We start from the raw sequence: 13,865 nt of genomic DNA on the forward strand, positions 1-13,865 counted from the left end.
CACGATTAAAGTGGCCCTGTTGGTATTCAGACAAGCCAATAAAGGCGGTGACAAACGTCACCGCCTTTATTAATTAAACTTCAGGCATCGCGGAAGAGTGGTGTGAAGAGATTTTCCAGTCGCTGCCATCCCAGGCGTAGGTGAAAGTGTATCGTGCAGAAACCGTCGTTTTATCCTCAAAGGTAAAGGTATAGGTCCCTACATCAATCGCTTTATTGCAGCCAATTCTAACCGTTCTGCTGTCAATTTTACCCACGGGCTTTTTCGCCAGAAAATGTTCAAAATAATCCACACGTTCGGCGTCCGTCAGACGTACCTGGTTTGACACAGTAGGCAATAACACCGCATCGGTAAGATACGTATCAGCGACTTTTTTAGCATCTCCAGTCTTTAGCGAGTCATTCCAGCGGTCGAACAAGCCTTCAATCGCGGCTTTGTCCACTTTCACACAATCCTTAGCGGGCGCGGCCCATGTGGAACCAGAAACCAGCAGTAATGAACCGATAAAAGCTGACACTTTCCTCATAATATTTCCCTTTTTTGAGTGCGGTTAAACTGCCTGGAAAGTATCAATAATCCCAGTTCGCAACAATGATCATTGTATATAGTTACATATATTTACTTATATTGATGCCTACGGCCTGAATCGTTTATAGGTGAGTCTTTCTTCATTAACGTGATGAATATAATGCAGGACCCTGCATTGATATTTTTCTTATTCGCGGGAAATGGCGATCCCGGCGTCTTTCATTTGCTGCAGCGCCGCAGCCATATCCAGCAGCATTTCAGCGGCAACCAGGCCTCCTTTTTCACTGTCTAGCATCGCCTTAATCACCGTCAGTACGCCAAAAGCGGTCATATGCGCCTGACCGTGTGGGTCAGAGGCAATCACGCGCTTTCTGACATGCTCGCCAGCATAATCCGTGCCGGCAATATCAACGTACAGGTCAATAGACGGCTTGCCATGCTGATGCATACCCATTGACGTACCCGCCGCGATATCCAGCCTGACCGAATTCGCGCTGGTTATAGCGGCCACCGCGGTGGTATCGAGTATGCTGAACGGCACGCCCTGAACCACTTCACCATTCTGGAGAGTGATATCCCGGGGAGTGGATGAATGCGTCCAGCTTCCTGACTCCCGAATCAGAGCCGAAGCAGGTTCATTGCCTAATTCGCTGCTGGAAAGTTCTCCCAACGGATCCGCCGGGTCATGAAGCGCGGAAAGCTGCACGCTATCAATAACGCTAAAATCAGCGGCAAGCAGGCTAACCAACGGTAAAAAAAGGCCCGCTTCGTAATAGCCCAGCGGCACGACGGGCTGAGTCAGCCGATAGCGCTGAGTTAAATTCAGCAGCGGCAAAATGGCGTCACCCGTTGCCTGGGTAATATTTATGAAGGCGATGTTATTTTTGATAGCAAACTCCGCCAGCAGGTTCTTAGGGTCCGGCACGGCGGCAATAATAAGCTGCGCGTTAGCGGCATGCTCAGGCACTTCCGCTCCGGTGAGGTCGATAAACGCCGGGTGCGCGAACCCCAGTTGCTCGATTAACTTCGCGCCTTTTGCCGGACAGCGACCTGCAATCACCAGTTCAACCGCAGGAAAATGCTCACGAATCTGGCGGGCGATAGCTGACCCAATCATGCCGTAGCCACCGGCGATGAAGACTTTTTCTAATTTAATGTTTTTCATCTTAAAACCTCGTTATCAGGGATATCTATTGCGATAGCGAGACTTTATCCCCCGTCTGGTGTGTAATTAAGATCATGAATTTTCTTGGGGAAGTGAGGAATATTCACTAATGAGCATCAAGCTGGTGGATTTCAGCTATTTCGTGATTGTGGCGAAGTACCGCAGTTTTCGTCAGGCGGCGGAAGAGGTTGGGCTAACGCCCTCGGCCGTAAGCCATTCCATTCGCCAACTGGAGGAGCGGCTTAAAGTCAGGCTGTTCAACCGGACGACGCGCAGCGTGTCGCTCACCGAGGCGGGAAGAAAACTGTATGAGAAGGTTGCCCCGGCTTTTGATGACATCAGCCTCACGCTCGACGAACTCAACCTTTATCGCGATACGCCGATGGGCATTATTCGGCTCAATGTTGTGCGCCAGGGCGGCAGGCTTCAGCTTGCGCCGCTGATTGCCGACTTTACCCGGCAGTACCCTGATATTCAGGTTGAAGTGCAGATGGATGACCGGCTGGTCGATATCGTGAAGGCGCAGCTTGATGCAGGCGTGAGGCTGAACCGGGTTATAGAGAAGGATATGAAAGCTATTCCTGTCGGTCCGCCGGTACGCTACGCGGTTGTCGCCACGCCGGCATATTTTGCTCAGCATGGGATCCCGGCAGAGCCACAGTGGTTAACTGAACACAAATGCATTCAATTCCGTTACCCCAGCGGGAAAGCTTTTGGCTGGTATTTTGAACAAGCTGAAAGCCGTGAGGAGGTCGTTGTGAGTGGCCCCGTGGTTGTGGACGACCTGGATATTGCTCTCGACATGGCGCTTAACGGCGTGGGCCTGGCCTATGTGCTGCGGGAGATGGCCGAACCACACCTTCAGAGCGGGAAACTGATTTCCGTCCTGGATGACTGGCTGCCGGAGCTGCCGGGTTTTCACCTCTATTTCCCGAATCGCAAGCATCCGTCCGCCGCTTTCCGCGCTTTTCTGGATTTTCTTAAGGCGCGAAACTGAAAATAAAAAACCCGCCAAAAGGCGGGTTTGAACATGTACCACAATGGCTTCGTTAGATGGAAGTCCGGCGATAGTCGCGGTATTCCGGCAGCCAGAAGTTATCGTCGATGGCCTGCTTCAGGGCTTCAGCGGAGGTCACTACCGCTACGCCTTGCTGCTGGGCAATCTTCGCCACGGCAAAGGCGATAGCGCGGGACACTTTCTGAATGTCCTTCAGCTCTGGCAGCACCATGCCTTCTCCATTGTTCAGCAGCGGAGAATGCTGAGCCAGCGACTCGCTCGCCGCCATCAGCATTTCGTCGGTAATGCGCGACGCGCCGGAGGCAATCACCCCGAGGCCAATGCCAGGGAAAATATAGGCGTTGTTGCACTGGGCGATAGGGTACGTTTTATCTTTCCAGGTCACCGGATCAAACGGACTGCCGGTGGCCACCAGCGCGGCGCCATCGGTCCAGGTGATGATGTCCTGCGGCGTGGCTTCCACGCGGGAAGTCGGGTTAGACAGCGGCATCACAATTGGGCGAGCACAGTGCTTGTGCATTTCGCGAATGATCTCTTCGGTGAACAGGCCGGTCTGGCCGGAAACGCCGATAAGAATGTTTGGCTTCGCGTTACGCACCACGTCCAGCAGGGAAATCGCTTCGTTTTCCAGATCCCACTCCGCCAGGCTTTCGCGGCTCTGCACCAGTTTGGTCTGGAAGGAGAGCAGGTTAGGCATGTTGTCGGTGAGCAGGCCAAAACGGTCAACCATGAACACGTTGCCACGGGCGGCTTCTTCGCTCAGCCCTTCGCGCTGCATCTGGGCAATGATCTGCTCGGCGATGCCGCAGCCCGCGGAGCCTGCGCCCAGGAAGACGATTTTCTGCTGGTTAAGCTGACTGCCTGCAGCACGGCTGGCGGCGATCAGCGTCCCGACGGTCACAGCGGCGGTGCCCTGAATATCATCATTAAACGAGCAGATCTCGTCGCGGTAACGGGTCAGCAGCGGCATGGCGTTTTTCTGCGCGAAGTCTTCGAACTGCAGCAGCACGTCCGGCCAGCGGTGGCGCACGGCCTGGATAAACTCGTCCACAAACTCGTAGTAGTCGTCGCCGGTAATGCGCGGATGGCGAGAGCCCATATACAGCGGGTCGTTCAGCAGCTGCTGGTTGTTGGTGCCGACGTCCAGCACCACCGGCAGGGTGTAGGCCGGGCTGATGCCGCCACAGGCGGTGTACAGCGATAGCTTCCCGATAGGAATGCCCATCCCGCCGATGCCCTGGTCGCCCAGGCCGAGAATACGTTCGCCGTCGGTCACCACGATCACTTTGATGTTGTGGTTCGGCACGTTCTGCAGAATATCGTCCATGTGGTGACGATTTTCGTAGTTGATGAACACCCCGCGAGAGCGGCGGTAGATTTCTGAGAAGCGCTCACAGGCGGCCCCCACGGTGGGGGTGTAAATCACCGGCATCATCTCTTCCAGATGATTTTCAACCAGGCGGTAGAACAGCGTTTCGTTGGTGTCCTGGATGTTGCGCAGGTAGATGTGCTTGTCGATTTCGGTTTTGAAGCCCTGGTACTGAATCCAGGCACGTTCTGCCTGCTCTTCGATGGTTTCAACCACTTCCGGCAGCAGGCCGAGCAGGTTGAAATTGCGGCGCTCTTCGATGCTGAAAGCGCTGCCTTTATTTAACAGGGGGAATTCAAGTAAAACGGGTCCGGCGTAAGGGATGTAAAGCGAGCGATGTTTTTTTGGTTTGATGTCCATGTGCATACTCTTTTTTCGACGTAACGTCTTGCCAGTAAGGCTCATTCGGTAAGTTTTCGCGCAATATTATGGCACAGCGATTTTGCATCCGACACCGCCAGGCCAAGAACTTTGGTTACACAAGTCCTCAAATCGGCAGGAATTTTGTTTCAGCGCGTTCCGTGAGTGTGTTTAAATAGCTAAACCAGTTTAGCAATATTTAGCTTACGAATGGAGACACCATGAGCGTACAAGTTTGGGTTCTGGGCGATGCCGTCGTCGATCTGCTTCCGGACGGCAATGGCCGGTTACTGCAATGCCCTGGCGGGGCACCGGCCAATGTTGCCGTCGGGATTGCGCGCCTCGGAGGCAGCAGCGGATTTATTGGCCGCGTGGGGGACGATCCCTTTGGTCGCTTTATGCGACGCACGCTGCAGGAAGAAAGAGTAAACACCGAATTTATGCGGCTGGATGCCAACCAGAGAACCTCCACGGTGGTGGTAGATCTGGATGAACACGGCGAACGCACGTTCACCTTTATGGTTCGCCCCAGTGCGGATTTATTCCTTGAATACGATGATATTCCGTCCTTCAGCCACGGTCAGTGGCTGCATGTCTGCTCGATAGCCTTAAGCGCGGAACCCAGCCGGAACACGACGTTCTCCGCCATGGAGCAGATAAAAAAAGCCGGGGGCCTGGTCAGCTTTGACCCTAATATCCGTCCCGATCTTTGGCATGACGTCGCAGAGCTGCAGGCTTGCCTGACGAGGGCGCTGCTGCTGGCCGATGTGGTGAAACTCTCCGTCGAAGAGCTGATTTTTATCAGCGGGAAAACCCATCTCCATGAGGGCATTAAAAAGCTGGTCAGCCGCTTTGCTCTGCGACTTCTGCTGGTCACTCAGGGCAAGGAAGGCGTGCTGGTGTATTACCACGGTCAGATCTACCACTTTGATGCCCGGCCCGTGGTCTGTGTGGATACCACCGGGGCAGGCGATGCTTTTGTTGCCGGGTTGCTCAGCGGCCTGGCGACCCAGGGCTTACCCGACAGCGAAGAAGCCCTGGCCGGGATTATCGCTCAGGCGCAGCTTTGCGGGGCGCTGGCGACAACGGCGAAAGGCGCGATGACCGCGCTGCCTCACCGGGAAGAGGTCGAGCAATCGCTGTAATACGGTAAAAATATATTCTGATTGTCGTGCCTGTCACATTTACTAAATCGGTTTAGCAAAATTCGTTGCCTTCGGTATTTCGCCCTGGTTACCCTTTTTCAACTAAACCGGTTTAGCTAAACAAATGACATTAGCCTCTCAGGGATACGACGAACATGTATAAGAAAAATAAACTGGCAGTGATGATAGCCTTGCTGATTGGCACGGCGTCCGCGCAGGCCGCCACGGATTTAAACAGCATAGAATCACGCCTTGCCGCGATGGAGCAGCGCTTACAGGATGCAGAAAGCAGGGCGAAGGCCGCAGAACAACGCGCCAGCGCCGCCGAAAGCAAAGCGCAACTGCTCGCCACTCAACAACAGCAAACTCAGGCAACCACTCAGGCGGTGGCCGACCGTACTGCCCGACTGGAATCAAAAGCAGATAAGCAAACTGGTTTTGAATTCCATGGCTACGCGCGTTCCGGCCTGTTAATGAATGATTCTGCATCCAGCAGTAAAAGCGGCCCTTACTTAACGCCCGCCGGGGAAACCGGGGGGGCAGTAGGGCGACTGGGTAACGAGGCCGATACCTACGTTGAGCTGAATCTGGAGCACCGCCAGACGCTGGACAATGGCACCACCACCCGCTTTAAAGCTATGCTCGCGGACGGGCAAAAGACCTACAACGACTGGTCGGCGGACAGCAGCGACCTGAATATTCGCCAGGCCTTCGCGGAACTGGGGAATCTCCCCGGCTTTGAGGGCCCGCTGAAAGGCAGTACCTGGTGGGCAGGCAAGCGCTTCGATCGTGACAATTTCGACATTCACTGGCTGGACTCCGACGTGGTGTTTCTCGCCGGCACCGGCGGCGGCGTGTATGACGTGAAATGGAACGACGGGCTGCGCAGCAACTTTGCGGTCTATGGCCGCAATTTTGGCAACCTCGAAGACACCGGCAACACCGTCCAGAACTATATGCTGACCATGAATCACTTTGCCGGGCCGTTCCAGCTGATGGTCACCGGGCTTCGGGCAAAGGATAACGACGACCGAAAAGATGCCAATGGCGATTTGATTCAAAAAGAAGCCGCCAATACCGGCGTGCATACTCTGGTAGGGCTGCATAATGACAGCTTCTACGGCCTGCGCGAAGGCAGCGCTAAAACCGCGCTGCTCTACGGCCACGGTCTTGGCGCCGAAGTAAAAGGGATCGGGTCGGACGGTGCGCTGCTGTCGGAGGCGAATACCTGGCGCTTTGCCAGCTTTGGCGTGACGCCGATTGGCGGCGGCTGGCATATTGCTCCGGCGCTGCTGGCGCAAAGCAGTAAAGATCGCTACGTGAAGGGAGACAGCTATGAATGGGCCACGGTCAACGCGCGGCTTATCAAAGAAGTCACCCAGAACTTTGCTCTGGCGTTCGAGGGCAGCTATCAGTACATGGATCTGCGGCCAGAAGGCTACAAAGACCGTAATGCGGTCAACGGCAGCTTCTACAAGCTGACCTTTGCCCCAACGCTGAAGGCCGGCAGCATCGGCGACTTCTTCAGCCGCCCGGAACTGCGCCTGTTTGCTACCTGGATGGACTGGAGCAGCAAACTGGACAAATACGCGAGCAATGACGCCTTCGGCAGCAGCGGCTTTAACGCCGGTGGGGAATGGAACTTTGGCGTTCAGATGGAAACCTGGTTTTAACGAACTGGCCTCCCGCTGCGGCGGGAGTGCCACGACATAACAAGAAAGCGTTTAGAGGTGACTATGGATTTCAATCACATTGCCAGAGAGCTGATTCCTCTGCTGGGCGGCAAAGACAATATCGCCAGCGCGGCACACTGCGCAACGAGGCTGCGGTTGGTTCTGGTGGATGATGCGCTGGCAGACCAACAGGCGATTGGCAAAGTCGACGGCGTGAAAGGGTGTTTTCGCAACGCAGGGCAGATGCAAATCATCTTTGGCACCGGCGTAGTGAATAAAGTGTATGCTGCCTTTATTCAGGCCGCAGGCATTGCAGAGTCAAGCAAGTCCGAAGCCGCAGATCTTGCGGCGAAAAAGCTGAATCCGTTCCAGCGCATTGCCCGTCTGCTGTCGAACATCTTTGTGCCAATCATTCCTGCCATTGTGGCCTCAGGTTTGCTGATGGGGCTGCTCGGGATGGTGAAAACCTACGGCTGGGTCAGCCCGGATAACGCGCTCTATATCATGCTGGATATGTGCAGCTCGGCGGCGTTTATTATTCTGCCTATCCTGATTGGTTTCACCGCCGCCCGTGAGTTCGGCGGCAACCCTTACCTGGGCGCGACGCTGGGCGGAATTTTAACCCATCCGGCGTTAACCAACGCCTGGGGCGTGGCGGCCGGGTTCCACACCATGAACTTCTTTGGGCTGGAAGTGGCGATGATTGGCTACCAGGGTACGGTTTTCCCTGTGCTGCTGGCGGTGTGGTTTATGAGTCTGGTGGAGAAACAGCTGCGCCGGGTGATCCCGGATGCGCTGGATCTTATCCTGACGCCGTTCCTGACGGTCATCATTTCCGGCTTTATCGCGCTGCTGATTATCGGCCCGGCCGGGCGCGCGCTGGGGGACGGCATCTCATTCGTGCTCAGCACGCTTATTGCCCACGCGGGCTGGCTCGCCGGGCTGCTTTTTGGCGGGCTGTATTCCGTTATTGTGATCACGGGTATTCACCACAGCTTCCACGCTATTGAGGCCGGGCTGCTTGGCAATCCGGCCATCGGCGTTAATTTCCTGCTGCCTATCTGGGCAATGGCAAACGTCGCGCAGGGCGGAGCCTGCCTGGCGGTATGGTTTAAAACCCGGGATGCAAAAATCAAAGCAATTACGCTGCCTTCGGCGTTTTCTGCCATGCTGGGCATTACCGAAGCGGCGATTTTCGGGATCAACCTCAGGTTTGTTAAACCCTTTATTGCGGCGCTAGTGGGCGGCGCAGCGGGCGGGGCCTGGGTGGTTTCCGTGCATGTGTACATGACGGCGGTCGGCTTAACCGCGCTGCCGGGCATGGCTATTGTGCAGGCCAGTTCGCTGGTGAACTACATCATCGGGATGGTTATCGCTTTTGGCGTGGCGTTCATCCTCTCCCTGTTACTGAAATACAAAGCGGAGTCTGAAGCATGACGCTTGCTTCCCGTTTACCGGCCATTTTGCAGGCCGTGATGACAGGCCAGCCCAAAGCCCTGCAGGATAAACACTATCCGCAGTGGCATCACGCCCCGGTGACCGGGTTGATGAACGATCCGAACGGATTTACCTGGTTTGCCGGGCGCTGGCACCTGTTTTATCAGTGGAACCCGCTGGCGGCGGACCATAAATACAAGTGCTGGGGCCACTGGAGTTCGGCTGATTTAGTGCAGTGGCGACACGAGCCGCTGGCGCTGATGCCGGATGAAGAATACGACCGCAGCGGCTGCTACTCCGGCAGCGCCGTTGACCTCGAAGGCAGGCTGACGCTGTGCTACACCGGCAACGTTAAGTTTGACGACGGCAGCCGCACGGCCTGGCAATGCGTTGCGGTGGAAAACAGCGCCGGTGGCTTTGACAAAATGGGGCCAGTTTTACCGCTGCCTGCGGGCTACACCGGGCATGTGCGGGACCCGAAGGTCTGGCAGCACGAGGGCGTCTGGTACATGGTGCTGGGCGCGCAGGATCTTCTCAAGCGGGGCAAGGTATTGCTGTTTTCTTCGCCAAATATGCGCGACTGGGAAAACAGAGGCGAAATTGCCGGGAACGGCGTCCACGGGCTGGCTGACGCAGGCTATATGTGGGAATGCCCCGATCTTTTCCCTCTTGAAGGTAAACATGTGCTGCTCTGCTGCCCACAGGGGCTGGCCCGTCAAAATGAACGCTTTCTGAACGTTTACCCTGCGGCGTATCTGGTTGGCGACTTTGATTACGCCACGGCGACATTCAGCCACGGCAACTTGAACGAACTGGATGCAGGCTTTGAATTCTATGCCCCGCAAACGGCGCTGGCGCCGGACGGGCGGCGTTTGCTCGTCGGCTGGATGGGCGTGCCGGACGGCGAGGAGATGCTGCAGCCAACCCGTGAACAGGGCTGGATCCACCAGATGACCTGCCTGCGGGAGCTTACGCTTAACAACGGCAAGCTTTATCAAAACCCGATAGCGGAACTGGCTCTGCTGCGCGAAGAAGAACAGCGCTGGCAAGGGCCAGCCAGCCTGGCTCCGGCGCTGGATGCAACGCGCCTGGAACTCCAGATAGAGGCCACGGGTCGCTTCAGTCTCCGCTTTGGCGGCGGCCTGACGCTGGACGTTACCGGGCAGGGCATTACGCTTCAGCGTCCGAGCCTGGCGACGGGCGATCCGCTTCACCGTTACTGGCATGGCGCGGTTGCCTCGCTGCAGATCCTCTGCGACAGCTCAAGCGTTGAGATCTTCATCAATCAGGGGGAAGGCGTGATGAGCAGCCGCTATTTCCCGCATCCTTCGGAGCGGCTCTCTTTCAACGGCGAGTCGGCGGTCACGTTGCGCTACTGGCCGCTGCGTTCCTGCATGATACAATGAGGGTTTTCGACTCATTGCCACGGTTGCGCTGTGAAAAAAACCAAACGCGTCACGATTAAAGATATTGCCGAACTGGCGGGCGTCTCAAAGGCGACCGCCAGCCTGGTCCTCAATGGCCGGGGCAAAGAGCTGAGGGTAGCCCAGTCCACCCGCGAACGCATCATGACGATTGCGCAACAGCAGCACTACCAGCCGAGCATTCACGCTCGCTCGCTGCGGGATGACCGCAGCCATACCATTGGGCTTGTGGTCCCGGAAATCACCAACTACGGGTTCGCCGTTTTCTCCCACGAACTGGAAATGCTCTGCCGTGAAGCGGGCGTTCAGCTACTTATCTCCTGCACCGACGAAAATCCGGGCCAGGAAAACATGGTGGTCAGCAACATGATTGCGCGCCAGGTTGACGGCCTGATTGTCGCCTCCAGCATGCTGACAGCTGTGGATTACCACAAACTGAGTGAGCAACTGCCGGTGGTGCTGTTTGACCGGCACATGAACGACACCGCGCTGCCGCTGGTTGCCACCGACTCCGTGCAGCCTACCGCCGAACTGATCGCCCCGATTGCCCGCCAGCATGCGGATGAATTCTACTTTTTAGGCGGCCAGCCGAGGCTTTCCCCCACGCGGGATCGGCTGGAAGGGTTTACCCAGGGCCTGGCTCAGGCGGGCGTCACGCTGCGCCCGGAGTGGATCATTCACGGCAACTATCATCCGAGCTCGGGCTATGAGTCCTTTGCTGCACTGTGCGCGCAGCTTGGACGTCCGCCCAAAGCGCTGTTTACCGCCGCCTGCGGCCTGCTTGAGGGCGTGCTGCGCTACATGAGCCAGCACAACCTGCTGGAGAGCGACATTCACCTGGCCAGCTTTGACGACCACTACCTGTATGACTCGCTGTCGGTGCGCATCGACACCATTCAGCAGGATAACCGCCAGCTAGCTTTTCATTGCTATGACCTGATCAGCAAGCTGATTGACGGGCAGTCGCCCACGCTGATGCAGCGCTATCTTCCGGCCAAAATATTACGTCGGCATTCATAACAAACAGCCTGCCACCATCGCTATAGGGAAATAACGTTATGCAAACTTTTTGCTACCCGGCCGGAACGCTTCTTGCTGATAAAGAGCAGGCTGAACACGCCTCGCCGTTCAAGGTAATGATTGAAACTCCGCGCCTGATACTTTCGCCACCCTCACCGGAAGATGCCCCGGCACTGCTCAGCATTTTTTCCGATCCACAGGTGATGAAATACTGGAACACCGCGCCCTGGTGCTCCCTTGACGATGCTCTGCGTTTTATCGACCGCAGAACGGCAGAGATGCAGGACCGTTCTGCGCTGACGCTGTGCATCCGGGATAAACAGTCGGGCCAGCTGGCGGGAAAATGTATGCTTTTCAGCTTTGACTTTCATTCCCGCCGCGCCGAGATTGGGTTTGGTCTGGGGCGCGAGCACTGGGGGAAGGGACTGGTTAACGAAGCCGCCGAGGCGCTGATTAGCTATGCCTTTAAGGTGCTTCATCTGCGTCGCATCGAAGCTGAAATTGATCCTGGCAACCAGGCTTCTGCAGCCGCCCTGCAAAAGCTGGGCTTTGCTCAGGAAGGGCTGCTGCGGCAGCGTTGGGAAATCAACGGCGTGATTTCTGACTCAGCGCTTTTTGGACTGTTGGCCGCAGATAAAAAAGCCTGAGGCGTTTGGCTAGTTTCGGTCAGGGAACCATAAACCAAAGCGGGTCACCCCGGCCTGGCTTTCCACCCAGCAGCGCCCCTTGTGCAACTGCATGATGGAATGCACGATGGATAAGCCAAGTCCGCTGGAGTGCGCCGAGTCGTTGCGGGAAGGGTCGGCCCGGTAGAACCGGTCGAAAAGCCTTTCCTGGTGCGCCGGAGAAATGGTCTCCCCACGGTTCATCACCACGATGGACATACCTTCCGCTTCAGGCCTGGCAGCAATCTCAATCTCGCTGCCGGGCTCGGCATAGCGCACCGCGTTAGACAGCAGGTTCGCCAGCGCCCGGCGCAGCAACAGGGCATCCGCATTGACCGTGCCGCTGGCGTGCGTTTGAATCGTCACCTCACGCTCGGCGGCCAGATCCTCAAAATACTCACCGAGGCGGTGAGTCTCTTCAACAATGTCAATATCACGCCGCTGGATCTCCTGGTCAGGCTGTTCCGCCTGGGCCAGAAACAGCATGTTGTCTATCATCCGCGACATACGCTGCAGCTCTTCAAAGTTTGAGCCCAACAGTCGCTGGTAATAGGCGTTGTCCCTCGCCGCGCCGAGGCCAACTTCTGTCTGGCCGAGCAGGGTGGTTATCGGCGTGCGCAGGTCATGGGCCATATCGGCACTGACCTGTTTTAACTGCTGGAACCCGCGTTCCAGCCGCTCGAGCATCGCGTTGATTTGGTCAATCAGCGCATCAAGCTCCATCGGCACATCCTGCTTATCCAGCCTCGACGAGAGCGTTTGGGTGCCAATAGTCGCCGTGCGATCGGCCAGACGACGCAAAGGCGAAATGCCACGTCGGGCAAAGATCACCGCCAGTACGACCGAGATGGCCGCCATCATCGAGGCAAAGAGAATAATCTTGTTGCGATACTCTTCGAGAATATGGGTTCTGTCGCTCAGCACCCGCGCCGACACAATCTCCAGCGGCGGTAAATTATTGGCCGAGGGGCTAATTGCCGCCATGTAAACCATCGGCGTGCCGTCCGCATTATTGGCGTGATGTACGGCCTCAAGCGTCAGCCGCTGATTGGCGGCAACCGGCGTCACGGTGGGAAGCGCGCGCTGCATGGGGTTAACTTCCAGCAATGTGGCACCGCCCACATAGCGGATCACCAGCAGGGATTCCGTATTGCCCAGCATATTGGCAAACAAATGGGGCTTTTCGCGGATCAACTGCCGCGCATCCAGATCCCGCAGCAGCGTACTTATCTGGTCCACGCGGGAAACCAGCGCCGCGTCATCACGGATAGAAAGCTGCTGGCGCAGGGCGTAATAGAGCGCGCTGCCCATGACGGTAAACGCCACAAAGGAAAAGGCGGCCAGCAACACGGCAAGGCGGAAGGTTAGCGAAGTACGCTTCATGACTCTGGCTCGCAGCGGTAGCCCACGCCATGCACGGTATGGATTAGCCGCACCGGGAAGGGGTCGTCCACTTTTTGCCGCAGCCTGCGCACCGCGACGTCCACCACGTTAGTGTCGCTGTCGAAATTCATGTCCCACACGCGGGAAGCCAGAAACGTTCGCGACAGAACTTGCCCCGGATGCTGGAGAAAGCACACCAGCAGCTTGAACTCTTTATTGGTCAGCGTGATGCGCTTGCCTTCGCGCTCGCAGCGAAACCTGGCGACATCCACCAGCAGATCGGCCATCGTCAGCACTTCTTCGGCTTCGGCCTGCGGCTGGCCGCGGCGTAAAATAATGCGGATCCTTGCCAACAGTTCGGCAAAGGAGAAAGGCTTGACGAGGTATTCATCGGCCCCCAGACCAAGCCCGCGTAAACGGTCCTCCAGCGTGCCGCGCGCGCTCAGAAACAGCACCGGCGTCTGGCTGTGGGCGCGTAAACGCTCCATTACCGTCCAGCCGTTCATTTCCGGCAGCATGACGTCCAGCAGAATCAGGTCATAATTTTCTTCCCGGGCCAGATGCAGGCCGTCAATGCCGTTAGCCGCCCAGTCTGCGGTATAGCCCGCTTCGTTCAGTCCGCTCACCAGGTAGGCGGCGGTTTTCGCTTCGTCTTCAATAATGAGGATTTTCAAGCAG

At 56.6% G+C, this 13,865-nt stretch carries 12 protein-coding genes; 7 read left to right on the plus strand and 5 right to left on the minus strand.

What is annotated here, in order from left to right; all coding sequences use genetic code 11:
• Positions 1–73: 73 nt before the first annotated feature.
• Together WFK85_RS07100 and WFK85_RS07105 are read right to left on the minus strand one after the other, a co-directional pair.
• Positions 74–526 carry an SgcJ/EcaC family oxidoreductase gene (locus WFK85_RS07100; RefSeq protein WP_008458880.1) on the minus strand — a complete coding sequence of 151 codons (453 nt, stop codon included), beginning with the start codon at positions 524–526 and terminating at the stop codon, positions 74–76.
• Between the two features lie 189 nt (positions 527–715).
• Positions 716–1,693, minus strand: coding sequence for a hypothetical protein (locus WFK85_RS07105; protein ID WP_336707153.1), 978 nt, complete (start codon positions 1,691–1,693; stop codon positions 716–718).
• A gap of 109 nt (positions 1,694–1,802) precedes the next feature.
• Between WFK85_RS07105 and WFK85_RS07110 the strand changes: the two genes are divergently transcribed.
• Positions 1,803–2,690, plus strand: coding sequence for a LysR family transcriptional regulator (locus tag WFK85_RS07110; RefSeq protein WP_336707152.1), 888 nt, complete (start codon positions 1,803–1,805; stop codon positions 2,688–2,690).
• Positions 2,691–2,742: 52 nt separating this feature from the next.
• On the opposite strand, the gene WFK85_RS07115 is transcribed toward WFK85_RS07110, so the two are convergent.
• A complete protein-coding gene (locus WFK85_RS07115) occupies positions 2,743–4,440 on the minus strand; it encodes an NAD-dependent malic enzyme (protein ID WP_166863902.1) in 1,698 nt (565 codons plus the stop codon).
• Between the two features lie 221 nt (positions 4,441–4,661).
• On the opposite strand from WFK85_RS07115, the gene WFK85_RS07120 reads away from it, so the two are divergent.
• From WFK85_RS07120 to WFK85_RS07145, 6 genes are all read left to right on the plus strand, one after another.
• Entirely contained in the window at positions 4,662–5,585 is a 924-nt protein-coding gene (locus tag WFK85_RS07120; RefSeq protein ID WP_166992425.1) for an aminoimidazole riboside kinase, read from the plus strand.
• A 155-nt stretch (positions 5,586–5,740) separates the two neighbouring features.
• Entirely contained in the window at positions 5,741–7,258 is a 1,518-nt protein-coding gene (locus tag WFK85_RS07125) for a carbohydrate porin (protein WP_336707148.1), read from the plus strand.
• 63 nt (positions 7,259–7,321) lie between these two features.
• On the plus strand, positions 7,322–8,695 hold the full coding sequence (locus WFK85_RS07130) for a sucrose-specific PTS transporter subunit IIBC (RefSeq protein ID WP_166992430.1): 1,374 nt from the start codon (positions 7,322–7,324) through the stop codon (positions 8,693–8,695).
• Complete coding sequence (locus WFK85_RS07135) at positions 8,692–10,101, plus strand: sucrose-6-phosphate hydrolase (RefSeq protein WP_336707145.1); 1,410 nt, start codon at positions 8,692–8,694, stop codon at positions 10,099–10,101. Before WFK85_RS07130 ends, WFK85_RS07135 begins: the two co-directional genes overlap by 4 nt.
• 30 nt (positions 10,102–10,131) lie before the next feature.
• Entirely contained in the window at positions 10,132–11,139 is a 1,008-nt protein-coding gene (locus tag WFK85_RS07140; protein WP_336707143.1) for a LacI family DNA-binding transcriptional regulator, read from the plus strand.
• Between the two features lie 38 nt (positions 11,140–11,177).
• Entirely contained in the window at positions 11,178–11,786 is a 609-nt protein-coding gene (locus WFK85_RS07145) for a GNAT family N-acetyltransferase (RefSeq protein ID WP_336707141.1), read from the plus strand.
• Positions 11,787–11,795: 9 nt separating this feature from the next.
• On the opposite strand, the gene WFK85_RS07150 is transcribed toward WFK85_RS07145, so the two are convergent.
• Together WFK85_RS07150 and WFK85_RS07155 are read right to left on the minus strand one after the other, a co-directional pair.
• A complete protein-coding gene (locus tag WFK85_RS07150) occupies positions 11,796–13,187 on the minus strand; it encodes a heavy metal sensor histidine kinase (protein ID WP_336707139.1) in 1,392 nt (463 codons plus the stop codon).
• Positions 13,184–13,861 carry a heavy metal response regulator transcription factor gene (locus WFK85_RS07155; protein WP_336707138.1) on the minus strand — a complete coding sequence of 226 codons (678 nt, stop codon included), beginning with the start codon at positions 13,859–13,861 and terminating at the stop codon, positions 13,184–13,186. The genes WFK85_RS07150 and WFK85_RS07155 overlap by 4 nt, the downstream gene beginning before the upstream one ends.
• Between the last annotated feature and the right edge of the window lie 4 nt (positions 13,862–13,865).

This window comes from Cedecea sp. VD22 (genome assembly GCF_037150195.1).
In the GTDB taxonomy this organism is placed as follows: Bacteria; Pseudomonadota; Gammaproteobacteria; order Enterobacterales; family Enterobacteriaceae; genus Cedecea.

Excerpts from the sequence above, each read along its gene's own strand:
- WFK85_RS07145 (WP_336707141.1), top strand. The coding sequence starts at position 11,178 with ATGCAAACTTTTTGCTACCCGGCCGGAACGCTTCTTGCTGATAAAGAG.
- WFK85_RS07105 (WP_336707153.1), bottom strand. The coding sequence starts at position 1,693 with ATGAAAAACATTAAATTAGAAAAAGTCTTCATCGCCGGTGGCTACGGC.
- WFK85_RS07130 (WP_166992430.1), top strand. The coding sequence starts at position 7,322 with ATGGATTTCAATCACATTGCCAGAGAGCTGATTCCTCTGCTGGGCGGC.
- WFK85_RS07125 (WP_336707148.1), top strand. The coding sequence starts at position 5,741 with ATGTATAAGAAAAATAAACTGGCAGTGATGATAGCCTTGCTGATTGGC.
- WFK85_RS07135 (WP_336707145.1), top strand. The coding sequence starts at position 8,692 with ATGACGCTTGCTTCCCGTTTACCGGCCATTTTGCAGGCCGTGATGACA.
- WFK85_RS07110 (WP_336707152.1), top strand. The coding sequence starts at position 1,803 with ATGAGCATCAAGCTGGTGGATTTCAGCTATTTCGTGATTGTGGCGAAG.
- WFK85_RS07115 (WP_166863902.1), bottom strand. The coding sequence starts at position 4,440 with ATGGACATCAAACCAAAAAAACATCGCTCGCTTTACATCCCTTACGCC.
- WFK85_RS07100 (WP_008458880.1), bottom strand. The coding sequence starts at position 526 with ATGAGGAAAGTGTCAGCTTTTATCGGTTCATTACTGCTGGTTTCTGGT.
- WFK85_RS07120 (WP_166992425.1), top strand. The coding sequence starts at position 4,662 with ATGAGCGTACAAGTTTGGGTTCTGGGCGATGCCGTCGTCGATCTGCTT.
- WFK85_RS07150 (WP_336707139.1), bottom strand. The coding sequence starts at position 13,187 with ATGAAGCGTACTTCGCTAACCTTCCGCCTTGCCGTGTTGCTGGCCGCC.